General features: G+C 70.9%; 22 protein-coding genes. 19 read left to right on the top strand and 3 right to left on the bottom strand.

From position 1 onward, the window contains the following. Positions 1-14 precede the first annotated feature (14 nt). Genes ACQPWU_RS35645 through ACQPWU_RS35625 form a run of 5 tightly spaced genes read left to right on the top strand, consistent with a single transcriptional unit; the run spans position 15 to position 4,506 of the window. Complete coding sequence (locus ACQPWU_RS35645; RefSeq protein ID WP_433429686.1) at positions 15-908, top strand: dihydrodipicolinate synthase family protein; 894 nt, start codon at positions 15-17, stop codon at positions 906-908. Further along, positions 905-1,906 carry a proline racemase family protein gene (locus ACQPWU_RS35640; RefSeq protein ID WP_360713576.1) on the top strand — a complete coding sequence of 334 codons (1,002 nt, stop codon included), beginning with the start codon at positions 905-907 and terminating at the stop codon, positions 1,904-1,906. The genes ACQPWU_RS35645 and ACQPWU_RS35640 overlap by 4 nt, the downstream gene beginning before the upstream one ends. Positions 1,907-1,913: 7 nt before the next feature. Beyond that, the gene (locus tag ACQPWU_RS35635) at positions 1,914-2,885 is read left to right on the top strand and encodes a proline racemase family protein (protein ID WP_433429684.1); all 972 of its coding nucleotides are present in this window, start codon (positions 1,914-1,916) and stop codon (positions 2,883-2,885) included. Beyond that, positions 2,882-3,823, top strand: a complete 942-nt coding sequence (locus ACQPWU_RS35630) for an ornithine cyclodeaminase family protein (protein ID WP_433429682.1) — start codon at positions 2,882-2,884, stop codon at positions 3,821-3,823. Before ACQPWU_RS35635 ends, ACQPWU_RS35630 begins: the two co-directional genes overlap by 4 nt. Positions 3,824-3,837: 14 nt before the next feature. Then, entirely contained in the window at positions 3,838-4,506 is a 669-nt protein-coding gene (locus tag ACQPWU_RS35625; RefSeq protein WP_433429681.1) for a GntR family transcriptional regulator, read from the top strand. A gap of 285 nt (positions 4,507-4,791) precedes the next feature. Here ACQPWU_RS35625 and ACQPWU_RS35620 read toward each other — a convergent pair whose 3' ends face one another. Next, the gene (locus ACQPWU_RS35620) at positions 4,792-5,709 is read right to left on the bottom strand and encodes an EamA family transporter (RefSeq protein WP_433429679.1); all 918 of its coding nucleotides are present in this window, start codon (positions 5,707-5,709) and stop codon (positions 4,792-4,794) included. A 102-nt stretch (positions 5,710-5,811) separates the two neighbouring features. On the opposite strand from ACQPWU_RS35620, the gene ACQPWU_RS35615 reads away from it, so the two are divergent. Beyond that, complete coding sequence (locus ACQPWU_RS35615) at positions 5,812-7,014, top strand: MFS transporter (RefSeq protein WP_433429677.1); 1,203 nt, start codon at positions 5,812-5,814, stop codon at positions 7,012-7,014. Position 7,015: 1 nt separating this feature from the next. Here the strand turns inward: ACQPWU_RS35615 and ACQPWU_RS35610 are convergent, their stop codons facing one another. After that, on the bottom strand, positions 7,016-7,813 hold the full coding sequence (locus tag ACQPWU_RS35610; protein ID WP_433429676.1) for an ABC transporter permease: 798 nt from the start codon (positions 7,811-7,813) through the stop codon (positions 7,016-7,018). Further along, positions 7,810-8,718, bottom strand: coding sequence for an ABC transporter ATP-binding protein (locus tag ACQPWU_RS35605; RefSeq protein ID WP_433429674.1), 909 nt, complete (start codon positions 8,716-8,718; stop codon positions 7,810-7,812). Before ACQPWU_RS35605 ends, ACQPWU_RS35610 begins: the two co-directional genes overlap by 4 nt. Before the next feature lie 255 nt (positions 8,719-8,973). On the opposite strand from ACQPWU_RS35605, the gene ACQPWU_RS35600 reads away from it, so the two are divergent. The 13 genes from ACQPWU_RS35600 to ACQPWU_RS35540 all read left to right on the top strand — a co-directional run bounded on the left by ACQPWU_RS35600 (position 8,974) and on the right by ACQPWU_RS35540 (position 24,534). Continuing rightward, the gene (locus tag ACQPWU_RS35600; protein WP_433429673.1) at positions 8,974-10,194 is read left to right on the top strand and encodes a multidrug effflux MFS transporter; all 1,221 of its coding nucleotides are present in this window, start codon (positions 8,974-8,976) and stop codon (positions 10,192-10,194) included. 91 nt (positions 10,195-10,285) lie between these two features. Then, positions 10,286-10,984 carry a helix-turn-helix transcriptional regulator gene (locus ACQPWU_RS35595; protein WP_433445367.1) on the top strand — a complete coding sequence of 233 codons (699 nt, stop codon included), beginning with the start codon at positions 10,286-10,288 and terminating at the stop codon, positions 10,982-10,984. After that, positions 10,981-12,393, top strand: coding sequence for a Fe-S cluster assembly protein SufB (gene sufB / locus ACQPWU_RS35590; protein WP_433429671.1), 1,413 nt, complete (start codon positions 10,981-10,983; stop codon positions 12,391-12,393). The genes ACQPWU_RS35595 and sufB overlap by 4 nt, the downstream gene beginning before the upstream one ends. Then, on the top strand, positions 12,393-13,514 hold the full coding sequence (sufD, locus tag ACQPWU_RS35585) for a Fe-S cluster assembly protein SufD (RefSeq protein ID WP_433429670.1): 1,122 nt from the start codon (positions 12,393-12,395) through the stop codon (positions 13,512-13,514). Before sufB ends, sufD begins: the two co-directional genes overlap by 1 nt. Beyond that, entirely contained in the window at positions 13,511-13,831 is a 321-nt protein-coding gene (locus ACQPWU_RS35580) for a non-heme iron oxygenase ferredoxin subunit (RefSeq protein WP_360706666.1), read from the top strand. The genes sufD and ACQPWU_RS35580 overlap by 4 nt, the downstream gene beginning before the upstream one ends. A gap of 5 nt (positions 13,832-13,836) precedes the next feature. Then, positions 13,837-14,583 carry a Fe-S cluster assembly ATPase SufC gene (gene sufC, locus ACQPWU_RS35575; protein WP_433429669.1) on the top strand — a complete coding sequence of 249 codons (747 nt, stop codon included), beginning with the start codon at positions 13,837-13,839 and terminating at the stop codon, positions 14,581-14,583. Then, entirely contained in the window at positions 14,580-15,836 is a 1,257-nt protein-coding gene (locus tag ACQPWU_RS35570; RefSeq protein WP_433429668.1) for a cysteine desulfurase, read from the top strand. Before sufC ends, ACQPWU_RS35570 begins: the two co-directional genes overlap by 4 nt. Positions 15,837-15,838: 2 nt before the next feature. Continuing rightward, positions 15,839-16,276: a Fe-S cluster assembly sulfur transfer protein SufU gene (sufU, locus tag ACQPWU_RS35565; protein ID WP_433429666.1), complete on the top strand. Its 438-nt coding sequence runs from the start codon at positions 15,839-15,841 to the stop codon at positions 16,274-16,276. Next, positions 16,273-16,632, top strand: a complete 360-nt coding sequence (locus ACQPWU_RS35560; protein ID WP_360706677.1) for a metal-sulfur cluster assembly factor — start codon at positions 16,273-16,275, stop codon at positions 16,630-16,632. Before sufU ends, ACQPWU_RS35560 begins: the two co-directional genes overlap by 4 nt. Positions 16,633-16,956: 324 nt before the next feature. Then, entirely contained in the window at positions 16,957-18,768 is a 1,812-nt protein-coding gene (locus ACQPWU_RS35555) for a DEAD/DEAH box helicase (RefSeq protein ID WP_433445366.1), read from the top strand. 143 nt (positions 18,769-18,911) lie between these two features. Next, the gene (locus tag ACQPWU_RS35550; protein WP_433429664.1) at positions 18,912-19,946 is read left to right on the top strand and encodes a LacI family DNA-binding transcriptional regulator; all 1,035 of its coding nucleotides are present in this window, start codon (positions 18,912-18,914) and stop codon (positions 19,944-19,946) included. Positions 19,947-20,013: 67 nt separating this feature from the next. Next, a complete protein-coding gene (locus ACQPWU_RS35545) occupies positions 20,014-22,422 on the top strand; it encodes a glycoside hydrolase family 2 protein (protein ID WP_433429662.1) in 2,409 nt (802 codons plus the stop codon). Positions 22,423-22,836: 414 nt separating this feature from the next. Continuing rightward, the gene (locus ACQPWU_RS35540; protein ID WP_433429660.1) at positions 22,837-24,534 is read left to right on the top strand and encodes an IS200/IS605 family accessory protein TnpB-related protein; all 1,698 of its coding nucleotides are present in this window, start codon (positions 22,837-22,839) and stop codon (positions 24,532-24,534) included. The last annotated feature ends 5 nt before the right edge of the window (positions 24,535-24,539 follow it).

Raw genomic sequence — 24,539 nt, 5'->3', positions numbered from 1 at the left:
TGGAGGACTTCCCAATGGAGAACCGCAGCAAGGCCTGGCACGGCGTCATGGTCGCCACTGCGCTGCCCCTGCGCGACGACCTGTCCGTCGATTTCGACGCCTACGCCGAGCACTGCCGCTGGCTGGTGGAGAACGGCTGTGACGGCGTCGTGCCGAACGGATCGCTGGGCGAGTACCAGACGCTCACGCCTGAAGAGCGCGCCAAGGTGATCGAGACCGCCGTGCAGGCCGTCGGCGGGCGCAACGTGATGGCCGGGGTCGGCGCGTACGGCGCCGCCGAGTCGCGCCGCTGGGCCGAGCAGGCACGCGAGGCGGGCTGCGGCTCGGTGCTCCTGCTGCCGCCCAACTCCTACCGCGCCGACGAGCGGGCCGTCGTCGAGCACTACCGCGAGGTCGCCAAGGCGGGCATGCCGATCGTGGCCTACAACAACCCGTACGACACGAAGGTGGACCTGACCCCCGCGCTGCTGGCCAAGCTGCACGAGGAAGGGCTGATCGTGGCGGTCAAGGAGTTCAGCGGGGACGTGCGCCGGGCGTACGAGCTCGCCGAGCTGGCCCCCGAGCTGGACCTGCTGATCGGCTCGGACGACGTGCTGCTTGAGCTCGCCGTCGCCGGGGCCGTGGGCTGGATCGCCGGCTACCCCAACGCGCTGCCCGCCTCCAACTCCGCGCTCTACCGCGCGGCGGTCGCCGGAGACCTGGAGACCGCGCTGCCTCTTTACAGGACCCTGCACCCGCTGCTGCGCTGGGACTCGAAGACCGAGTTCGTCCAGGCCATCAAGCTGTCCATGGACGTCGCGGGCCGCCGCGGCGGGCCGTGCAGGCAGCCCAGGCAGCCGCTGACGGACGAACAGGCCGCTATCGTGCGAGCGGCGACCGAGAAGGCACTTGCAGAAGGGCTGCGATGAGGACAAAGCGCGTTTTCCACGCCGTCGACTCCCATACCGAGGGCATGCCCACCCGCGTCATCACCGGCGGGATCGGCGTGATCCCCGGCGCCAGCATGGCCGAGCGGCGCGTCTACTTCCGCGACAACCTCGACCACATCCGCACCCTGCTGATGACCGAGCCGCGCGGCCACTCCGCCATGAGCGGCGCGATCCTGCAGCCGCCCACCAGGCCGGACGCCGACTTCGGCGTGCTGTTCATCGAGGTGTCCGGGCTGCTGCCGATGTGCGGGCACGGCACCATCGGCGTGGCCACCGTGCTCGTCGAGACCGGCATGGTGGAGGTCGTCGAGCCGGTCACCACCGTGCGCCTTGAGGTGCCGGCCGGGCTCGTCGAGGTGGACGTGGCCGTCGAGGACGGTCAGGCGATGTCGGTGACGTTGCGCAACGTGCCGTCCTACTGCGACCGGCTCGACGCCACCGTGCGGGTGCCCGGCTTCGGGGAGGTCCCGTACGACCTGGCGTACGGCGGCAACTTCTACGCCGTCGTCAACCTCGACTCCTACGGCCTGCCCTTCGACCGCAAGGCCAAGAACGAGATCATCGCCGCCGGCCTGGCCACCATGGAGGCCATCAACGCGGCCGACGAGCCCGTGCACCGTGAGGACGACCGCATCCGCGGCTGCCACCACGTCTACTTCGCCGCACCCGGCTCCGACGCCCACCACTCGCGGCACGCCATGGCCATCCACCCGGGCTGGTTCGACCGCTCGCCGTGCGGCACCGGCACCAGCGCCCGCATGGCGCAGCTGCACGCGCGCGGCGAGCTGCCGCTCGGCCGGGACTTCGTGAACGAGTCGTTCATCGGGACCCGGTTCATCGGCCGGCTCCTGGAGGAGACCACCGTGGGCGGCGCGCCGGCCGTCATCCCGTCGATCACCGGCCGGGCCTGGATCACCGGCACCGCCCAGTACTTCCTCGACCCGCGCGACCCGTTCCCCGCCGGGTTCGAACTGTGAGCAGCGCATGATCACGACGGTGGACTACCACACGGGTGGGGAGCCGTTCAGGATCGTGACCGGCGGCGTGCCCGGCATCCCGGGAGCGGACGTGCTCTCCAGGCGGGCCGCCGCCATGGCGGAGCCCGAGGTCGACGACGTGCGGCGGCTGCTGTGCCACGAGCCGCGCGGGCACGCCGACATGTACGGCTGCTTCCTCGTGCCGCCGGACGACCCGGGCGCCCTGTTCGGGGCGCTGTTCTGGCACAAGGACGGGTTCTCCACCGCCTGCGGCCACGGCACCATCGCGCTGGGCGCCTACGCCGTGCACGAGGGGCTGGTCGCGGCGGATCCCGAAGGGGAGACGGACGTGGTCATCGACGTGCCGTCCGGGCGCGTCACGGCGCGGGTGCGCTGCTCGGCGGGGCGAGTGCGCGGCGTGACGTTCGTCAGCGTGCCGTCGTACGTGGTGGCGCGTGACGTGGCGGTCGGCGGGACGAAAGTCGATATTTCGTACGGTGGTGCGATTTATGCGTCCGTGCCCGCCGGGGCGCTGGGCCTGTCCGTGGAGCCCGGGCACCTGACGGCGCTCATCGGCCACGCCCGCCGGATCAAGGCCGACCTGGCCGGCCACCCGGCCACCCTGCATCCCTCCGACGACCGGCTGTCCGGCGTCTACGGCGTGATCTTCTACGACGAGCTGCCGGACGTGGACGGGATGGCGCACCAGCGGAACGTGACGGTGTTCGCCGACGGGGAGGTGGACCGCTCGCCGTGCGGGTCCGGCACGGCGGCCCGGCTGGCGCTGCTGCACGACTCGGGGCTGCGCGGGCCGCTGATCCACGACAGCATCGTCGGCAGCACCTTCCGCGCGCGGGCCGGCGAGGTCCTGGACGACGGGATCGTGCCGGAGATCGAGGGCATGGCGTACCGGACCGGGCGGCACACCTTCGAGCTCGATCCCGATGATCCGATGGGATTGGGGTTCACGCTGCGATGACCGGGTTGCCATATCTCGACGCCGCCACGCTGGAGCGGCTGGTGCCCATGGGCCGGGCCGTGCGGATCCTGGAGGACGCGCTCCGGGCAGGGCTCGATCCCGAGGCCACGCCGCAGCGGCCGATCGTGGACGTGCCGGCCGGGCAGCTGCTGCTCATGCCCGCCGCTGCCGGGCGGTACGCGGGGGTGAAGGCCGTCACCATCGCGCCGGGCAACGCCGATCGCGGGCTGCCCCGGATCCAGGGGACGTACCTGCTGTTCGACGGCGACACCCTGACCCCGCTCGCGGCCCTGGACGGGATCGCGCTCACCTCGCTCCGCACCCCCGCCGTCTCCGCCCTCGCCGTCCGCCACCTGGCCTCCGGGGATGCCCGGCGGCTGGTGGTGTTCGGGAGCGGGCCGCAGGCGTGGGGGCACGTGCTGGCGCTGCGCGAGGTGCGGCCCGTGGAGGACGTGACGGTGATCGGGCGCGACCCGGGCCGTGCGGAGGCGCTCGCCGCGCGCTGCCGCGCGCTCGGCCTGACCGCCCGCGCCCTGTCGGGCGAGCCGGAGACCCTGGCGGCGGCGGTGGGGGAGGCCGGCATCGTCGCGTGCTGCACGACGGCGAGGGAGCCGCTGTTCCCCGGTAAGCTCGCCCGCGACGACGTCACCGTCGTCGCGGTCGGGTCGCATGAGCCCGGCGCCCGCGAGCTCGACGGCGACCTCGTCGCCCGCGCCACCGTGGTCGTCGAGTCGAGGGCGGCCGCCCTCGAGGAGGCGGGGGATGTGCTCATCCCGATCAACGAGGGTACGATCGCCGCTGGTCATCTCGCCGGCAACCTCGCCGACCTCGTGGCGGGCAGGGTCGTCGCCGGCGCCGGGCCGCGTGTGTTCAAGAGCACCGGCATGGCGTGGGAGGACCTCGTGGTCGCGGCCGCCGCATATGAGGCGTGGACATAGGAAGGGATGGGCGGATGGCTGCCGAGGAGCGGCTCGACCTGCCGATGGTGGGAGAGCGGCAGAGCCTGCGGGAGCAGGTGGCGCAGGCGCTTCGTGCCGCGCTGATCACCGGTGAGATGCGGCCGGGCGTGGTCTATTCCGCGCCGGTGCTGGCCGCCCAGTTCGGCGTCTCGGCCACGCCGGTCCGCGAGGCCATGCTCGACCTCGCCAAGGAGGGCCTGGTCGAGGCGGTGCGCAACAAGGGCTTCAGGGTCACCGAGCTGTCCGACCGCGATCTCGACGAGCTCACCGAGATCCGCCAGCTCATCGAGGTGCCCACCGTGGCCAGGCTGGCCGGCGGCTCGCGGGCGGAGCAGTTCGAACGCCTCAGGCCCGTCGCCGAGGAGATCGTCTCGGCCGCCGAGCGCGGCGACCTGCTCGCGTACGTGGACGCCGACCTGCGCTTCCACGTCGAGCTGCTGACCCTGGCGGGCAACGGCCACCTGGTCGAGGTGGTGCGCGACCTGCGCAACAGGGCCAGGCTCTACGGCCTGTCCCAGCTCGCGGAGCGCGGCACGCTCGCCGAGTCGGCCAGGGAGCACCTCCAGCTGCTCGACGCGCTCAAGAACGGCGAGAGCGAGGCCGTTCGCCACCTCATGACCGAACACATCGGCCATGTGCGGGGCATTTGGGCCGAACACTGAAACTGCCCACTAAGTTCTGACATTTAGGGATCGCCCGCCCGACGATCGCGGTAATCTCAATGCGGGCCGGACGAGCGACGCCGAGCGCGTCCGCCGGCGGCTCCGTCGTCCTGGTCCCCAGCGGACCGGCCACCACCGATTCCGGTAGATGGCGTATGCCTGGTCAAGCGGACACCCGCACTCCGCTGACCTTCCATGGGCTCGGCACACCCCGCCCACCGAGAGCCGAGCCCCCCGCCGCGCGCCCGAGACCCCATCCCACGGGCGCGCGGCGGCTCGCCGGCCCTACTGGATCTTGCGCCGCCGGGTCGAGCCCAGGCTGGCGGCCACGATGCAGACGATCGCCGCCCACTGCTGCGCGTGCAGGACCTCGTTCAGCAGCAGCACCCCGATAAGCGCCGCCACCGCGGGCTCCAGGCTCATCAGGATGCCGAACACCTGCTTGGGCATCCGCCGCAGCGCCTGAAGCTCCAGCGAGTACGGGATCACCGACGACAGCAGCCCCACGCCGAGCCCGATCAGCAGCAACTCCGGCTGCAGCAGCTCCGCCCCGCCCGTCGTGACACCGACGGGAGCGATCACCACGGCCGACACGATCATCGCGAACGACAGCCCGCTCGTGCCGGGGAAGCGCCGCCCCGCCGCCGCCGACAGCAGGATGTACCCGGCCCAGCCGACCCCCGCCACCATCGCGAGCCCGATCCCGAGCCAGCTCACCGACGCCGACTGCCCCCAGGGGGCCAGCAGCGCCACGCCGGCGCCCGCCAGCGCGATCCAGAGCAGGTCGATCCGGCGCCGCGAGGCCGCCACGGCCACCCCCAGGGGCCCGAGGAACTCGATGGCCACCGCGATCCCCATCGGCAACCGCGACAGGGCCTCGTAGAAGGACAGGTTCATGAGGGCGAGCGTCACCCCGAACCCGATCCCCACCGCCCAGTCGCGCCAGGACAGGCCCTTCAGCCGGGGCCGTACGAACGACCCGATGATCAGTGCCCCGGCCGTGATCCTCAGGAACACCACCGCGCTCGGCGGTAGCGCCGAGAACAACTCCTTCGCGAACCCGGCGCCCAGCTGCACCGAGAAGATCGCCAGCAGTACGAGCCCGGAGGGCGGGATCGAGTCGGCGGCGGTGCGCAGCAGGTTCCCCGGTCTGGGCAGGCCGGAGCCGCGGTCGAGGGGATCGTCGAGGGCGAAGGCGGTCACGGGACTCCTCATCGGACGCAGGGGACGACCGTCAGAGCGTACTCAGGCCGCATGTCATTCCCGACATAAGGTGTCACTACTGTCTACTGGATCATTGGACGCATGAAATCCCCCGCCTCCCCCGTGAGCCTCGCCCGGCCGCCGCTGGCCCTGTCCGTGGCCTCGTTCGTCAGCAGCTTCGACCGCTTCGCCGTGAGCCCCATGCTCGTGCTCATCGCGGTGGACCTGCACGTTTCGCTCTCCGCCGCCGTCGCGGCCGCCAGCGGCTACTACCTGGCCTACGGGCTGACGCAGCCACTGTGGGGGCTGCTGTCGGACCGGTTCGGCCGGGTGCGGGTCATGCGCGGGGCGCTGTTCGGCGCGGCGCTGGCGGGGGCGGCCTCGGCGCTGATGCCGATGCTCGGGGCGCTGGTGGTGGCCAGGGTCGTGACGGGCGCCTGCTTCGGCGCGGTGATCCCCACCGGGCTGACGTACGTGGGCGACACCGTCCAGCCCTCGGTACGGCAACGCGCGCTGACCGACCTGATGGCCGCCGCGGCCCTCGGCACGGCCGTGGCCACCGGGCTGGGCGGGGTGCTCGCCGGCCTGGTGGACTGGCGGGTGGCCTTCACCGTGCCCGCCGCCTGCGCCCTGGCCTGCGCGCTCACGCTGCGCTCGCTGCCGGAGCCGCCGCGCGCCCGCCTGGACGGGGCCTCGCTCGGTGTGACCCGGTACCTGGGCGCGGTGCTCGGGCACGGCTGGGCGCTGCTGGTGTTCGGGCTCGCCTTCGTCGAAGGCGCGATCATGCTCGGCGCCATGCCCTTCCTGGCCACCGCGCTGGAGCACGCGGGGTACGCCGCGGCCGTGGCCGGGCTCGCCATCACCGCGTACGGGCTGGGCCTGTGGTCGTTCTCGAGGCTCGTCAAGCGGCTGGCGGGGCGCTGGCCCGCTCCCGTGCTGATGGCGGTGGGCGGCGCGCAGCTCAGTGCCGGGTTCCTGATCGTCTCCGTGCACGTCAGCATGGCCACCGTGGCCGTCACGGCGCTGCTGCTCGGGGGCGGCTGGTCGTTCCTGCACTCCTCGCTGCAGACGTGGGCCACCTCCGTGGTGCCCGAGGCGAGGGGCACCACGATCGCGTTCTTCGCCTGCGCGCTCTTCGTGGGCAGCGCGGTCTCGTCGTGGGTGGCCGGGCCGCTGGCCGAGCACGGGCGCTACGCCCTGCTGTTCGGCCTGGCGGCCGGCGCCGCGATCCCGCTGACCGCGGTGGCCGCCCTCACCAGGCGCCGCTACGGCCGTACGGAGGCCGCCCAGCCGCGGCCGGAGTGAGCTACTCCCAGCGGAACGTGCGCGAGACCAGGCCCAGGGACAGCACCGCCCACGCCGCGAGCACGGCCAGCGGGGCCAGCGGCAGGGCGGCGCCCTGCCCGAGCACCGCGCGCAGTCCGCCGGTCAGGGCCGAGATGGGCAGCACCTCAAGGACCTGCCGCATGCCGTGGGGGAACTTCGACAGCGGGAAGATCACCCCGCCGGCCCCCAGCAGGACCAGGTACACGAGGTTGGCCGCGGCCAGAGTGGCCTCCGCGCGGAGCGTGCCCGCCATGAGCAGCCCCAGCCCGCTGAAGGCCGCCGTCCCCAGCACGACGAGCAGCGCCGCGCTCAGGAACGACCCGTGCGGCCGCCACCCGAGCGCCAGCCCGACGGCCACGATCACCGCGGCCTGGATGACCTCCACGGCCACGACGGCGGCCGTCTTGGCGAGCATGAGCCCGGCCCTGGACAGCGGGGTCGCGCCCAGCCGCTTCAGCACGCCGTAGCGGCGCTCGAAGCCGGTCGCGATGGCCTGGCCGGTGAAGGCCGTGGACATGACCGCCAGCGCCAGCACTCCCGGCACCAGGAAGTCGACGCGCCTGCCGCCCCCGACGTCGATCAGCGGCGCCAGGGAGAAGCCGGCCAGCAGCAGCACCGGGATGATCATGGTGAGGAGCAGCTGCTCGCCGTTGCGCAGCATCGCCCGGATCTCCGCGCCCGCCTGGGCGAGGACCATGCGCGGGAACGGCGCCGCCCCCGGCGCGGGGGTGAAGTCCAGCACGAGCTCTCCTGCGGGGGAGCGACCCTGGCTCGTCATCGCAGCTCCCTGCCCGTCAGTTCGAGGAAGACGTCTTCCAGGGTGCGGCGCTCGATGCGCAGGTCGTCGGCCGTGACGCCCTCCGCCGCGCACCAGGCCGTCACCGTGGCCAGCAGTTCGGGCCCCACCTGGCCCTCGATGATGTAGTGGCCGGCGGGGGACTCCTTGGCCGCGCTGCCGGCGGGGAGCGCGTTGAGCAGCTCTTCCAGCGCCAGCCCCGGCCGGGCCCGGAAGCGGAGCTGCCGCTCGGCCCCCGTCAGCGAGGCCGGTGTGCCCTCGGCCACCACCCGGCCCCTGTCGATGATCACCACGTGGTCCGCCAGCCGCTCGGCCTCGTCCATGTGGTGCGTGGTCAGCACCACCGAAACGCCGGCCCCGCGCAGCTCGCCGACCAGCTCCCAGCAGGCGTGCCGGGCCTGCGGGTCGAGCCCGGCCGTCGGCTCGTCGAGGAAGACCAGCTCGGGCCGCCCGACGACGGCCGCGGCCAGCGACAGCCGCTGCTGCTGCCCGCCCGACAACCGCCGGTAGGGGGTGCGTACGTGATCCACCAGGCCCAGCCGTGACAGCAGGGCCCGGGCGTCGAGGGGATGGGCGTAGAAGCGCGAGACCAGCCGCAGCCACTCGCCGCAGCGCATCGCCGGCGGCACGCCGCCCGCCTGGAGCATGACCCCCACCCGCGGCCGCAGCTCCGGCAGCGTGGGCACCAGGCCGAGCACGCGGACCGTGCCGGCGTCGGCCCTGCGGAACCCCTCACAGATCTCCACCGTGGACGTCTTGCCCGCGCCGTTGGGCCCGAGCACGGCGGTGACCGCGCCGCGCGCGGCGCGGAGCGTGAGGCCGTCCACGGCCGTGGTGCCGCCGTAACGCTTGACCAGGTCGATGATCTCGACGGCTGGGGATTCCATGGCCACGAGTTTAGGGACTACGACATGCGGTCCGGGCCGCAGGTGAGCTCCAGGAGCGCGCCTCGGGAGGACATGGCGTGATTTGGACAGTTCTTGACCCGCCCGTTTCCTGGAAGGGTCCGTGACCTTCTCGATCATCCGGCTGAACGAACTCGGGACGAAATATCTGATGACCGGGAATTAGGAGGACCGGAACCTGGTTTGATCCCTCGGCCCTCGTGGGCCAGAGGCCTGCGAGGGAAGAGGGGATCACGCATGTCCGTGGCAGAAGTCACGTCCGCCATCGCCGTCGAGCAGAGGAGGGACCGTCGCGGACTGCTGCTGGTGATCCTGGGAGCCCTGTCGGCGATCGGCCCGCTCTCCATCGACATGTACCTCCCGGCGCTGCCCTCCATCACCTCCGAGATGCTCAGTGCGCCCGCGCAGGTCCAGCTCACCCTCACCGCCTGCCTCATCGGCGTGTCCGTCGGCCAGGTGATCGCCGGGCCGTTCAGCGACGTGCGCGGCAGGAGGGTGCCGCTGGTCGTGGGTGTGGCCGGGTTCATGGTGGCCTCGCTGTTGTGCGCGTTCGCACCCTCCGTACCCATGCTCATCGCGTTCCGCCTGCTGCAGGGCATGCTGGGCGGCGCGGCCCTGGTCATCGTCCGGGCGGTCGTCCGCGACCTGTACGACGGCGCCTCCATCGCCCGCATCTTCGCCACGCTCATGCTGGTCAGCGGCCTGGCGCCGATCCTCGCGCCCATCGCGGGAGCACAGCTGCTGGCCTTCACGTCGTGGCGCGGCGTGTTCGTGGCGCTCAGCATCGCCGGGGTGGTCCTGCTGCTGGCGGTGCTGTCGGGCGTGCGCGAGACGCTGCCCGCGGCCGAGCGCGAGACCGGCGGCCTCAAGCACACCGTCCGCACGTTCTGGAAGCTCCTGCGCGACCGCGCCTTCATGGGCAGCGCGCTCACCGCGGGGCTGGCGTTCGCGGCGATGTTCGGCTACATCTCCGGCTCGCCGTTCGTGCTCCAGGAGGTGTACGGCGCCACGCCCCAGCAGTACTCGCTCATCTTCGGGCTCAACGCCTTCGGCCTGATCTCCATGTCCCAGCTCGGCGGCCGCCTGTCGGGGCGGGTGCCACCGGCGCTCCTGGTCGGCGCCGGGCTCGGCATCGGCCTGGTCGGCGCCGGGCTGCTGCTGACCGCCGCGCTCACCGGGCTCGGCCTGTGGGGCATCGTGGGCGGGCTGTTCGTCATCATGCTCGGCCAGGGCCTCGTCCTGCCCGGCACCGGCGCGCTGGCCCTCTCGAGTCAGCCGGCGCAGGTCGCGGGCAGCGCCTCGGCCCTGCTCGGCGTGCTGCAGTTCGCGCTGGGCGCCGCCGCGGCCCCGCTGGTGGGGCTCGTGGGCGCCGGCAGCGCCGTACCCATGGCCTGCGTGATGCTCGGGCTCATTTTCTGCTCGAGCCTGGCCTTCACCTTCCTGAGAAAAGTTAGGTAAGGCTACCCTGCGTGAGAAATTCCATCCTCGAGCTGCTCAGATCCGTTTGTGAAGCGGGAAGGAATTACGGCACACTGATGTTGTGAAAAACGTGCCAGGGATCGAGCCAGGAAGCGAGCGCACCACGCGTGCCCGCGTGGCCAGGCTGATCCTCGAGCATGGTCCCGTCGCGGCCGCCGCGCTGGGCGAGCGGCTCGGGCTCACGCCCGCAGCCGTCCGCCGTCACCTCGATGCGCTGCTGGCTGACGGGATGATAGAGCCTCGCATGGTAAGGCCGCGCGGACAGCGCGGGCGCGGACGGCCGGCCAAGCTGTTCGCCATCACCGACGCGGGGCGCAGTGCCTTCGTGCACGCCTATGACGACCTGGCCGAGAGCGCTCTGCGCTACATCGGCGAGCGCATGGGAGAGCAAGCGGTGGCCGACTTCGCCCGCTCGCAGGTCTCCGGCCTGCTGAGGCGGCTGGAGCCGGTCATGCGGACGGTGCCGGCAGACCAGCGCGTTCAGGTGCTGGCGCAGGCGCTGTCGGCGGAGGGGTACGCGGCCTCGGCCAGCAAGGCCAAGTCCGGCGGCGACCAGCTCTGCCAGCACCACTGCCCGGTGGCACACGCGGCTGCGGAGTTCCCGCAGCTCTGCGAGGCCGAGACGGAGGCGTTCGCGCAGCTGCTCGGCACGCCGGTGCAGCGCCTGGCCACGATCGCCCACGGCGACGGGGTCTGCACGACACATGTGAGCCCACAGTCGCTGGGTGAATCCGCACATAGAGACAAGAGCAAGGAGACCGGAAGGTGACTGTCACCGACCGCCCGGAGCTGGAAGGCCTCGGGAATTACAAGTTCGGCTGGGCCGACCCGGATGCCGCGGGTGCGGCGGCCAAGCGCGGCCTGTCCGAGGAGGTCGTTCGCAACATCTCCGCTCTCAAGAACGAGCCGGAGTGGATGCTGGACCTTCGCCTGAAGGGCCTCCGCCTGTTCGACAGGAAGCCGCTGCCCACCTGGGGTTCCGACCTCAGCGCCATCGACTTCGACAACATCAAGTACTTCGTGCGCTCCACCGAGAAGCAGGCCGCTTCCTGGGAGGAACTGCCCGCCGACATCAAGAACACCTACGACAAGCTCGGCATCCCCGAGGCGGAGAAGCAGCGCCTCATCGCCGGTGTCGCCGCCCAGTACGAGTCCGAGGTCGTCTACCACAAGATCCGTGAGGACCTCGAGGAGAAGGGCGTCATCTTCGTCGACACCGACACGGGCCTGAAGGAGCACGAAGAGCTCTTCAAGGAGTACTTCGGCTCTGTCATCCCGGTGGGCGACAACAAGTTCGCCGCCCTCAACACCTCCGTCTGGTCCGGTGGCTCGTTCATCTACGTGCCGCCGAACGTCGAGGTCGAGATCCCGCTGCAGGCCTACTTCCGGATCAACACCGAGAACATGGGCCAGTTCGAGCGGACCCTGATCATCGTGGACGAGAACAGCTACGTCCACTACGTCGAGGGCTGCACCGCGCCGATCTACTCGTCCGACTCGCTGCACAGCGCGGTCGTCGAGATCATCGTGAAGAAGAACGCCCGCTGCCGTTACACGACCATCCAGAACTGGTCCAACAACGTCTACAACCTGGTCACCAAGCGCGCCGTGGCGTACGAGGGCGCGACCATGGAGTGGATCGACGGCAACATCGGCTCCAAGGTCACGATGAAGTACCCGGCCGTCTACCTGATGGGCGAGCACGCCAAGGGCGAGACGCTGAGCGTCGCGTTCGCGGGCGAGGGCCAGCACCAGGACGCCGGCTCCAAGATGGTGCACCTGGCGCCCAACACCAGCTCCAGCGTCATCTCCAAGTCGGTGGCGCGCGGCGGCGGCCGCACCTCCTACCGCGGTCTCGTGCAGATCGAGGAGGGCGCCCACGGCAGCGCCAGCACCGTCAAGTGCGACGCCCTGCTGGTCGACCAGATCAGCCGCTCCGACACCTACCCGTACGTCGACGTCCGCGAGGACGACGTCAAGATGGGCCACGAGGCCACGGTCTCCAAGGTCAGCGAGGACCAGCTGTTCTACCTCATGAGCCGCGGGCTCGACGAGGACGAGGCGATGGCGATGATCGTGCGCGGCTTCGTGGAGCCGATCGCGCGTGAGCTGCCCATGGAGTACGCGCTCGAGCTCAACCGGCTGATCGAGCTGCAGATGGAAGGAGCCGTCGGCTGATGGGCCTGAACGAGAAGCCCCTGTCGACCCTGCACGAGAAGGCGTCCTACGACCTGGGCGACTTCGAGGTCCCGACCGGGCGCGAGGAGGCGTGGCGCTTCACGCCGCTCTCGCGCCTGAAGGGCCTGCACAACGGCAAGGCCGAGGCCGCCGGCCATGTCCGGGTCGACGTCGAGGCGGCGCCCGAGGTCACCGTGGAGACGGTCGGCCGCGACGACGCGCGCGTCGGCAAGTCGTTCATGCCCACCGACCGGGTCAGCGCCCAGGCGTGGCACAGCTTCGAGAAGGCCACCGTGGTCACGGTGCCGCGCGAGGCCGTCACGTCCAAGCCGACCGTGCTGACGCTGACCGGCTCCGGCGACGGCGCCGCCTACGGCCACATCGTGGTCAAGGTGGAGCCGCTGGCCGAGGCCGTGCTCGTGCTCGACCACAAGGGCAGCGCGGTCTACGCCGACAACATCGAGTTCGTCGTCGGCGACGGCGCCTCGCTCAAGGTCGTCAGCCTGCAGGACTGGGACGACGACGCGGTCCACGTCTCGCACCACCACGCGCAGCTGTCCAAGGACGCGACGTTCCAGAGCTTCGTGGTGACGCTCGGCGGCGACCTCGTACGCCTGTCGCCCAACGTGACCTACACCGCCCCCGGCGGCGACGCCGACATGTCGGGCGTCTACTTCGTGGACGCCGGGCAGCACCTGGAACACCGCCTGCTGGTCGACCACTCGCAGCCCAACTGCAAGAGCAACGTCGACTACCGCGGCGCGCTGCAGGGCGAGGACGCGCACGCCGTCTGGATCGGCGACGTGATCATCCGGGTCGAGGCCGAGGGCACCGACACGTACGAGCTCAACCGCAACCTCATCCTGACCGACGGCGCCCGCGCCGACTCGGTGCCCAACCTGGAGATCCTCACCGGCGAGGTCGCCGGGGCGGGGCACGCCTCCGCCTCCGGCCGGCTCGACGACGAGCACATCTTCTACCTCCAGGCCCGCGGCATCCCCTACGACGAGGCCCGCCGCCTGGTCATCCGGGGCTTCCTCGGCCAGCTCGTCGAGAAGATCCAGATCGAGGAGATCCGCGAGCGCGTGCTCACCGCGCTGGAGGCGGAGCTCGCCCGATGAGTTCATTCGAGAAGGTGTGCAAGCTCGACGACATCCCCGACGGGGGGGTCATCGGGGTGGAGGTCGGCGAAACGCCGGTGGCGCTCGTGCGCAAGGGCAACGAGGTGTTCGCCCTGCACGACGTCTGCTCCCACGCCGAGGTGAAGCTCAGCGAGGGCGAGGTCTACGACGGCACACTGGAGTGCTGGCTGCACGGCTCGTGCTTCGACGTGCGCTCCGGCAAGTCCACAGGCCCGCCCGCGACCCAGCCCGTGAACGTCTACACAGTCAAGATCGACGGCGATGACGTCCTCGTCTCGCTCTCGAAGGAGTCATAAAAACAATGCCCACCCTAGAGATCCGCGACCTCCACGTCGCCGTCGAGGACAAGGAAATCCTGCGCGGCGTCAACCTGGCCGTCCACTCGGGCCAGACCCACGCCATCATGGGCCCGAACGGCTCGGGCAAGTCGACGCTCGCCTACGCGATCGCCGGTCACCCCAAATACACGATCACCGGCGGCCAGGTGCTGCTCGACGGCGTGGACCTGCTGGAGCTGTCGGTCGACGAGCGGGCCCGGGCGGGCCTGTTCCTGGCCATGCAGTACCCGGTCGAGGTCCCCGGCGTGTCGGTCTCGAACTTCCTGCGCTCGGCCGTCACCTCGGTCCGCGGCGAGGCGCCCAAGCTGCGCGAGTTCGCCAAGGACCTCAAGAACGGCATGGACGCGCTGTCCATCGACGGCGCGTTCGCCCAGCGCAACCTGAACGAGGGCTTCTCCGGCGGCGAGAAGAAGCGCCACGAGATCCTCCAGCTCGAGCTGCTCAAGCCGAAGATCGCGGTGCTCGACGAGACCGACTCCGGCCTCGACGTCGACGCGCTGCGCGTGGTGTCGGAGGGCATCAACCGCTTCCGCGCCTCCGGCGACACCGGCGTGCTGCTGATCACGCACTACACCCGCATCCTGCGGTACGTGAAGCCGGACTTCGTGCACGTCTTCGCGGGCGGCAGGATCGTCGAAGAGGGCGGCCCGGAGCTCGCCGAGAAGCTCGAGGCCGAGGGCTACGAGCAGTACACGAAGGCGAGTGCATGACTCAGATCAGCTTTGACGTGGAGAAGATCAGGAAGGACTTCCCGATCTTCTCCCGCGAGCTGCCCGACGGGCGCCCGCTCGTCTATCTCGACTCGGGCAACTCCTCACAGAAGCCCAACCTGGTCATCGACACCATGCGTGATCACCTGGCGCTGCACTACAGCAACGTCGGGCGGGCCATGCACGTGCTCGGCGCCGAATCGACCGACGCCTACGAGAGCGCCCGCGACAAGGTCGCCGCGTTCGTCGGGGCGCCGTCGCGCGACGAAGTGATCTTCACCAAGAACGCCTCCGAGGCGCTCAACCTCGTCGCGTACGCCTTCGGCAACCCCATCAACACCGATCCGCGCTTCACGCTCGGGGCCGGCGACGAGATCGTCATCTCCGAGATGGAGCACCACTCCAACATCGTGCCGTGGCAGCTGCTCGCGCAGCGCACCGGCGCGAGGCTGAAGTGGTTCGGCGTCACCGACGAAGGACGGCTCGACTACGACCCGTCCGTGATCACCGAGCGGACGAAGATCGTCTCGATCGCCCACCAGTCCAACGTGCTCGGCACCGTCAACCCGGTCGCCGAGGTGGCCAGGCGGGCGCACGAGGCCGGCGCGCTGATCATGCTGGACGCGTCGCAGTCCGTGCCGCACCACCCGGTGAACGTCACCGAGCTGGGCGCCGACTTCGTGGCCTTCACCGGCCACAAGATGGTCGGCCCCTCGGGCATCGGCGTGCTGTGGGGGCGGGCCGAGCTGCTCGAGGCCATGCCCCCGTTCCTGGGCGGCGGCGAGATGATCGAGGCGGTCTGGATGGACCACTCGACGTACGCGCCGGTGCCGCACAAGTTCGAGGCGGGCACGCCGCCGATCGTCGAGGCCATCGGGCTCGGCGCGGCCGTCGACTACCTCACCGAGGTCGGCATGGAGGCCATCGAGGCGCACGAGCGCACGCTGACGGCCTACGCCCTCGACGCCCTGCGCGAGGTGCGCACCCTGCGGCTCATCGGGCCCGACTCGCTGGAGGGGCGGGGCGGCACGGTGTCGTTCACGCTCGAAGGCATACACCCGCACGATGTCGGGCAGATCCTGGACGACCAGTTCGGCGTCGCCGTACGCGTCGGCCACCACTGCGCGCGCCCCCTGCACCTGCGCTTCGGAATACCGGCGACCACGCGGGCGTCGTTCTACCTGTACAACACCACGGGCGAGATCGACGCCCTGGTCCGCGGCCTCCATCACGTTCAGAAGGTGTTCGCATAGCCATGATCGGCGAGTCGATGTACCAGGAGCTGATCCTGGAGCACTACAAGCACCCGCAGGGGCGGGGGCTGCGCGAGCCGTACGACACAGAGGTTCACCACGTGAACCCGACGTGCGGCGATGAGATCACGCTCAGGGTGAAGGTGGACGACGGCGGCAAGGTCCTCGACGTCTCCTATGACGGGCAGGGATGCTCGATCAGCCAGGCCGCCGCCTCGGTGCTGCACGAGCTGACCACCGGCTCGACGGTCGAGGAGACGCTCTCCGTGGTCGACGAGTTCACCAGGCTCATGCAGGGCAGGGGACAGGTGGAGGCCGACGAGGACGTGCTCGGCGACGCCGTCGCGTTCGCGGGCGTGGCAAAGTTCCCGGCGCGTGTGAAGTGCGCGTTGCTCTCTTGGATGGCCTACAAGGATGCAGTTGTGAGGAGTGCCCGATGAGTAAGCCCGTGGAGACTCCGACCGGATTCGACGGCGAGACGAACGTCGAAGAGGTCATGGAAGCGCTCAAGGACGTCGTGGACCCCGAGCTCGGCATCAACGTCGTGGACCTGGGTCTCATCTACGGCCTCAACCTCGACCCCTCCGACGGCGGGCGGCCCGTGGCCACCATCGACATGACGCTGACCAGCGCGGCCTGCCCCCTGACCGACGTCATCGAGGACCAGGCCCACTCGGCGCTCGACGGCATGGTGTCCGACGTCAAGATCAACTGGGTCTGGCTGCCGCCGTGGGGCCCGGACAAGATCACCGACGAGGGGCGCGAACAGCTCCGTATGCTAGGCTTTAACGTCTGATCATTTTCGCTGTCACGGCTGGCGTAAGCGTCAGCCGCTTCAGCATGCCATCGAGGGTTTCGGAAGGTCCGGACCCACCCCGGGAATTTCCGATACCATCCCCGGCGTTGGTAACAGATGTACCTGACGCCTCATTGCGCGTCTCGCGCCGCCTGCGGCCGGCGCCGGTGCGTCCCCCTCACGTGTTGAGAATCGGCCCGCCCCGATGGCGGGCGCCCTGACCCCTGTACGGCGTGCGCCGTACGCCCTGGCTCGTCCTTTCGCAGAAGTGACGCGCCACTTCGACGGAAAGGCACGACTTTCGTGACCACGCTTGACGCTGTCATGCCCGCGTTCGACGAGACCACCCCCGGCTCGGCGGATTCCGCCGCCGTGGGCTCGGGCTCGCTCGGCGAGGCCGCTCCCGAGCGGGGCCCGTCCGAGTTCGAGCTGCTCGGCCTGCCCAAGCCGCTCATCAGCGGACTGGCCAAGCAGGGCATCGACAGCCCGTTCCCCATCCAGAGCGCGACGATCCCCGACGTGCTCGCGGGCCATGACGTGCTCGGCCGCGGCCAGACCGGCTCCGGCAAGACGCTCGCGTTCGGACTGCCCACCATGGCCCGCATCGCGGGCGTGAAGCCGGCCCCCGGCCGCCCCCGCGCGATGATCCTGGTGCCCACCCGCGAGCTCGCCCTCCAGGTGCACGACGCTCTGGAGCCGCTCGGCCGCGGCCTGGGGCTGCGCATGAAGGTCGTCGTCGGCGGCATGTCCATGGGCAAGCAGATCGAGGCGCTGCGGCGTGGCGTCGACATCGTCATCGCCACCCCCGGCCGCCTGGGCGACCTGATCCGGCAGGGTGAGTGCTCGCTCGGCGGCGTCGAGGTCAGCGTTCTGGACGAGGCCGACCACATGTGCGACCTCGGCTTCTTCCCCGTCGTCACCGACCTGCTCGCGCAGACCCCGGCCGACGGTCAGCGGCTGCTGTTCTCGGCCACGCTCGACGGTGACGTCGACAAGCTGGTGCAGCGCTTCCTCAAGGACCCGATCACGCACTCCGTGGCCCCCGCGACCTCGCCGGTCGACACCATGGAGCACCACGTGATGCAGGTCACGCGTGACGAGAAGTTCGACGTCATCGCCGAGATCGCCAACCGCGAGGGCCGTACGATCATCTTCGTCCGCACCCAGCACGGCGTCGACCGGCTCTGCAAGCAGCTGGCCAGGGTCGGCGTCAAGGCGGGCGGCCTGCACGGCGGCAAGCGCCAGAACCAGCGCACCCGCATCCTCGCCGAGTTCCGCGAGGGCTCCGTCAACGTGCTCGTCTGCACCGACGTCGCGGCGCGCGGCATCCACGTCGACAACATCAGCCTGGTGCTGCACGTGGACCCGCCGCAGGACCACAAGAGCTACCTGCACCGGGGCGGCCGCACGGCCCGCGCCGGTGAGAAGGGCACCGTGGTCACGCTGGTGCTGCCCAGCGAGCGCCGCTCCACCGACGCGCTCACCCGGCGCGCCGGGATCCACCCGTTCCGGCTGAAGGCGACGCCCGGCCACCCGCGGGTGGCCGAGGTGACCGGCGCCCGCACGCCGAGCGGCGAGGCCATCCCGGTCTGGGAGCCGGACGTCCGCAAGCCGCTCCGCCCGCGCCGCAACGAAGGCGGTCACGGCGAGCGCCGCAACGGCCGCCGCCAGCGCCGCGACTTCGACGGCGAGCGTCGTCCTCGGCGTCACGAGGACGGAGAGCGTGCGTACGGCCCCGGCGAGGACCGTCGCCCGCATCGCCACGAGGACGGCAACCGGCCGGTCAGTTCCGGCGACGACCGGCGCCCCCGGCGCCATGCCGACGGTGAGCGGCCGTTCGGGCGTTCGCAGGAGCCGCGGACCTTCGGGGACGACCGGCGCCCGCGCGGCGCGTACCGCTCCGACGACCGGCCCTTCCGCCAGGACGACCGTGGCCAGCGCGGTGGGTACCGCTCGGACGACCGCGGCGGGCGTTACAGCTCCGACCGTGGCCGTCCGGTCTCTGCCGACCGCGAGCGCGGCTCCCGCTCCGACGCCCCGCGTGACGGCTACCGCCCCGTCGGCGGCCGTTCGGACGAGCGCGGCAGCGGCAACGGTGGCTACCGCCGCAACTCGGGCCGTCGTTTCGAACGCTGACCCGGCGCCCGGCCCGGCACCGGGCCGTCGTGCTGATCGTTGAACTGCCCGCCGCATCCCGCAATGGGGATGCGGCGGGCAGTGTCGTTTGTCGTAGAGTCACGCTGGCGGCAAACATGAACCGGTAAACCCAGGGACGGCCGATGAAGCGACCCACGATCGACGACATCGCACGCAGGGCCGGCGTCTCGAAAGGGGCGGTGTCGTTCGCGCTGAACGGCCGTCCCGGCGTCTCCAGCGAGACGCGCCGCCGCATCCAGGCCATCGCCGCCGAGCTGGGCTGGCAGCCCAACAGCCTGGCGCGGGCCCTGTTCGACGGCAGGCCCGACGTGCTGGGCCTGGTCGTGGACCGCCCGGCGCGCACGCTGGGGCTGGAACCCTTCTTCATGCAGCTGATCTCCGGCATCGAGGCCACGCTGTCGGCGGCGTCCGTCGGGCTGCTGCTGCAGATGACCGAGGATCACCAGGCCGAGATCGCGATCTATCGGAAATGGTGGGCGCAGCACCGGGTGGCCGGGGTGTTCGTCGTGGACCTGCGGACCGAGGACGCCAGGATCGACGTGCTCGAAGAGCTGCGGCTGCCCGCCGTGGTCATCGGCGGTCCCGAGAGCACGGGGCGGCTGCCCGCCGTCTGGATCGACGACGGCGGCGCGCTCGCCGCCGTGGTCGAGCACCTGGCCGGGCTGGGGCATCGCAGGATCGCCAGGGTCGCGGGCCCGGCGGAGCTCATGCACACCGGCGTCAGGACCGCCGCCATGCGGGAGACGGCCGCCAGACTCGGCGTGGAGAGCATGACCGTGTACGCCGACTACAGCGGTGAGAGCGGCGAGCGCGCCACGCTCGACCTCCTGCGCAGACCCGAGCGGCCGACCGCCATCGTGTACGACAACGACGTGATGGCCGTCGCCGGCACCGCCGCCGCCCGCGAGGCGGGGATCGCGGTGCCGGGCGAGCTGTCCGTCGTGGCCTGGGACGACTCCGCACTGTGCCTGCTGGCCCGGCCGCACCTGACGGCGGTCAGCAGGGACATCGCCGCCTACGGCGCCCGCGCCGCCCGATCCCTGCTCGACCTGGTGCAGGGCCGCCAGGTGGCCGACACGCGACAGGGCGACCCGCGCCTGGTCTCCAGGGGCAGCACCGCCCCGCCCGCGTCTTCGACCGAGCAGAAACCCCATTGATCGGCATTGCAACTAAACGGGTTTAGTGATGCGATGTCAATCTCCGCCGCTCGAGCTCGGAGGGTTGATGACCCCGTTCCGCCCCCTGCATGAAGCCTGGACCGTCCGCTCGGCGAGCGGCGACGTCGAGGCCCCGGCCACCGTCCCGGGTTGTGTGCACACCGACCTGCTCGACGCGGGTCTGATCCCCGATCCCTACCTCGACGACAACGAGACCCGGCTGGCCTGGATCGGCCGCACCGAGTGGCGTTACGAGACGGAGTTCACCTGGGACGGCACCGAGCACGAGCGCACCGATCTGGTGTGCGAGGGGCTCGACACCGTGGCCGCCATCGAGCTCAACGGCGTCCGCGTGGGCGAGACCGCCAACATGCATCGCTCCTACCGGTTCGACGTCCGCCACGCGCTGCGCATCGGCGGCAACCGGCTGACGGTCACGTTCGGGTCGGCGATCGAGTACGCCGAGCGGCTGAAAGAGGAGCTCGGGGACCGGCCGGGCGCCTACACCCAGCCCTACCAGTTCATCAGGAAGATGGCCTGCAACTTCGGCTGGGACTGGGGGCCGACGCTGGTCACGGCGGGCATCTGGAAGCCGATCGGGCTGCACGAGTGGAGCGGGGCCAGGATCGCCGAAGTGCGGCCGCTGGTCACCCTCGGCGACGGGGTGGCCAAGGTGGACGTCCACGTCCAGGTGGAGAAGGCAGGAGCCGCCGAGGTGACCGCGGCGATCAAGGGCGCTTCGGGGCGCGCCGTGATCCCCGAGGGCCGGAGCGAGGCCCTGATTACGCTGGAGGTGCCCGACCCGGAGCTGTGGTGGCCGAGAGGGTACGGCGAGCAGGCGCTCCACGAGCTCGAGGTGACGGCCGGCGAGGACGTGTGGCGCCGGGAGATCGGGCTGCGCGAGGTGAGCCTGCGCACGGAGGGCGGCGCGTTCACGCTGTCCGTCAACGGCGTCGACGTGTTCGTCAGGGGAGTGAACTGGATCCCCGACGACTGCTTCCCCACCAGGGTGGGCCGCGACCGCTATGCCGCCAGGCTCGCCCAGGCGTGTGAGGCGAACGTCAACCTGGTCCGGGTGTGGGGCGGCGGCCTGTACGAGAGCGAGGACTTCTACGACCTGTGCGACCGGCTCGGGCTGCTGGTCTGGCAGGACTTCCCGTTCGCCTGCGCCGCCTACCCCGAGGAGGAGCCGATCAGCGCCGAGGTGGAGGCGGAGGCGCGCGAGCAGGTCGCCAGGCTGAGCGCGCATCCGAGCCTGGCCCTGTGGTGCGGCAACAACGAGAACATCGAGGGCTACTTCGACTGGGGCTGGCAGGACTCGCTCCAGGGGCGCAGCTGGGGAGGGCACTTCTACCTGGAGCTGCTGCCGCGCGTCGTGGCCGAGCTGGACCCCACCCGCCCGTACTGGCCGGGCAGCCCCTACTCGGGCTCCATGGACCTGCCGCCCAACGACCCGGGCCACGGCACCATGCACATCTGGGACGTGTGGAACCAGCGCGACTACGCCGTCTACCGCGACTACCGGCCCCGCATGGCCGCCGAGTTCGGCTTCCAGGGCCCTGCCGCCTACGCCACGATCCGCAGGGCGATCAGCGACGAGCCGCTGCTGCCCGACTCCCGCGGCCTGCTGCACCACCAGAAGGCCGTCGACGGCAACCTCAAGCTGGCCGCCGGGCTCAAGCCGTACTTCCCCGTCCCCGAGACCTTCGACGACTGGCACTACCTCACCCAGGTCAACCAGGCACGCGCCATCCAGCTCGGGGTGGAGCACTTCAGGTCGCTCTGGCCCCACTGCGCGGGCAGCGTGGTGTGGCAGCTCAACGACTGCTGGCCGGTCACCTCGTGGTCGGCCGTGGACGGGGACGACAGGAAGAAGCCGCTGTTCCACGCGCTGCGCAGGGCCTACGCCGACCGGCTGCTGACCGTGCAACCGCGCGACGGCGGCCTGGCGCTGGTCGCCGTCAACGACACCGGACAGCCGTGGCGGGCGTCGGCGCGGGCCGTACGGCACGACTTCGACGGCACCATGCTCGCGGAGCAGGCCCTCGCGCTGGACGTGCCGCCACGGGCGGCCGTCATCCTGCCGCTGTCCGGGCCCGTCGCCCAGCCCAGCGACCCGGCGAGTGAGCTGATCGCCGCCGGGATCGCTGAGCCGGGCGGTGGCGAGTCGGCGGTGGGGCGGGCCCTGTGGTTCTTCGCGCCCGACCGTGACCTGCGCCTGCCCGAGCCGCGTTACGACACCGCGGCCGAGGCCACCCCCGGTGGGCTCCGGCTGACGGTCACCGCGCGCACGCTGCTGCGCGACCTGGCCGTCTTCCCTGACCGCCTGGACCCGGCCGCCCAGGCGGACGACCAGCTCGTCACGCTGCTGCCTGGCGAGCGGGCCGAGTTCCTGATCAGCACGGCGGGCCTGGACGAAAGGGCCCTGGTCCGCGCGCCGGTGCTGCGCTGCGTCAACGATGTAGTGGTCCGATGAGACGTTATGAGATTGGAAGCCCCTGCGGCGGTCATCGAAATCCGGTCTCTCCAGGCGCCGCCCTCCTGATCTCGACAGCAGGATTGCGCCTGGCGCCGTGGCTGCGGCCACGGCCCTGAGCCGGTGGCCGCCGCGCTCGCATCCGAACAGTATCGGCTGCTGATCATCCTGCTCGGCGGCCACGCTTGCCGCGGGCAAAGGCGGCCTCGCCGAGGCAGGGTCGTGAGTGGCTGGCACTCCAGGTATCGCTCACATGTTCTATCCAACAGCGGCGAATTTCGGTAGCCTATTGATCACTCAGAGCGATGACCTGGTGAGGGGCAAGCCCAGTTACGTACCGGCTCGCTGCTGGTCCGGACGTGCTGATCCTGTGTGCTCCTAGTGGGGCGGGCAACTCCGCGAAAGGGTGACGGGGTGGGCGGGAGTTTGAGGGCAAGGAAGGGGCTGCGGCCGATCGCGGCGCCATTCACCGTGGCCGCCCCTGCGGGGGCGCGGATTCGGGATCGTCTGCGGCTGTCTGTCGGCGATATCGAGGTGCTTACCGCCGTAGGCGGTCATCTTGGCGTCCTTGCTCGTGCTGATCTGGCCGAGCGCATCCGCATCGGCGACGTCACAGCCGCGCATAACGGGCGCGCGGAACGGAAGAAGAGGCTCACCGCAGTGGCGTCGTCGCGGTGGGCCGGGGCGATGACCCGCACATCGGAGGATCAGTACCGGCTCTCGCTGCGGTCCCTGCGCGACCAGCGAGCAGGCCTGCGCCATGCCATCGCCGCGATCCGCAGACGGCTGGCTGTGGGGTGCGGGCAGCGTCAGGGGCGGGTACGTGGGTACGCCGATCAGGAGGAGCGGTGGCACAAGCAGCGCCGGCTGCAGGTGCTCACTGCTCGGCTGGCACGCGTAGAGTACCGCATCAAGCAAGGCCGCCCGGCGATCGTGGTCGGCGGCCGACGGCTGGTCAAGGCTCGGCATCACCTGGCCGACGCCGAGCTCACTGAGCAGCAGTGGCGTCGGCAGTGGGAGGCGCGGCGGCTGTTTCTGACCGCTGATGGAGAGACCGGAGCGCCGTTCGGCAACTACACCATCACCGTCGACCCCGGCGACAGCTCGGTGACGATCGTGCTGCCGGAGCCGCTGCGGCACCTGGCCAACGCCCCTCGGGGTCGCTACCGACTGGCCGGGAGCGTGCGCTTCCACCACCGCCGCGAGCAGTGGCTGGACCGTGTCCAAGCCCACCGGGCGGTCCGCTATGACATCGCCCAAGACCCAGCGCGGGATCGGTGGTATCTGGACGCTTCCTGGTCCGCCGACACCTCCGCTCTGCCATCCACGGAGCAGCTGGCCGCCTCAGGCGCCCGCTTGCTGGGAGTGGACCTCAACGCCGACCACCTCGCAGCCTGCGTCATCGATGCCTGCGGCAATCCGATCGGCGAGCCCGTCACCATCCCCACCGAGCTGGCCGGCCCCGCCGCCCAGCGCGATGGCCGCCTGCGGCAGGCGATCAGTGACCTGATCCGGATTGCTCGCCAGCACGGTTGTGCCGGGATCGCGATCGAAAACCTAGGCTTCGACGACGCCCGCAACATCGGCCGGGAGAGCATGGGGCGCGGCCGCCGGGGCAAGGCGTTCCGCCGCACCGTTGCCGGTATCCCCACCGCCCGCTTTCGCGAGCGGCTGCGCGGCATGGCGTGCCACCGCGGCCTGGTCGTGATCGCCGTCGACCCGGCCTACACCTCCAAGTGGGGCGGCCAGAACTGGCACCGCCCCCTGCAACAGCAGGCCAAGCAGAGCACTGCCACCCGGCATCATGCTGCTGCGGTGGCGATCGCACGACGCGCTTTCGGGCATGCGCTACGGCGTCGGCCAGGTGTGACCGTCCGCCACCAGAGGATGGCGGTGCGGAGAGCTACCGGCCAGGCCGTATCGCTTCCGAAAGTGCAAGGGGCCGCGCGCCCGCCCAGGACCGTAGGCACGTCCCACGAGGGCGGCAAGACCTGCCGGGGCCCCGGCGGCCAACTCGCGCAGCTCCCCGCACCCAAGACCGTTCGGGGTGCACCCGGACCTAGACCAGGTCCGGATCATGGCGATCCGGCTAACGCCGGCGATTTCGCCTAGGAACG

The organism is Nonomuraea sp. CA-141351 (assembly GCF_050944675.1).
In the GTDB taxonomy this organism is placed as follows: Bacteria; Actinomycetota; Actinomycetes; order Streptosporangiales; family Streptosporangiaceae; genus Nonomuraea.
The sequence above is the reverse complement of the archived record's forward strand: the minus strand, read 5'-3'. Positions and strand labels throughout refer to the sequence as shown.